The 462-nt window shown below is 30.5% G+C and carries 1 protein-coding gene; it reads right to left on the bottom strand.

All coding sequences use genetic code 11. The annotated features are described in order from the left end of the window. On the bottom strand, positions 1-462 hold a 462-nt coding region (locus D7V88_RS42190; RefSeq protein WP_208726791.1), incomplete at both ends, for a replication initiation and membrane attachment family protein.

Consider the following 462-nt stretch of genomic DNA (forward strand, 5'->3'; position numbering starts at 1 on the left):
GAATATCACTTGTATCGATATCTATTTTTGTAGACGGCACTTTAAAAACATCAGTAAATTGTCTTGTTACCTGTTTAAATTCACTCAAATCAATTTGTTGATACTCAAAGTATTTCTTCAACTCATGAAATCGACGATGCTCGACTTCACTATATAAAAAGATTGACAACATTGGATCATTAAAAAATAAATGTGCTGAAGGCGGTTGAATTAATTGGTAAACAAATTGTGTTTCTTGTTCATCATGTTTGACAAACGCCTTTAACAATCCAATCGCTTCAAGTAAGTCCATTTGTTGTCTAAACTCTAGTAAATTAATTTTAAGTTCATTCATAAAAATATAATGAGAAAGAATCAATGTTTCATTATGACTGTCTTTAACGAATTGAGTCATAAAATGATATAAACCCACTGCTTGCGTTCCAATTAGCGGTGTATACAGTCGATTCAATACCTCTAAAT

Source organism: Corallococcus terminator (assembly GCF_003611635.1).
Taxonomy (GTDB): domain Bacteria; phylum Myxococcota; class Myxococcia; order Myxococcales; family Myxococcaceae; genus Corallococcus; species Corallococcus terminator.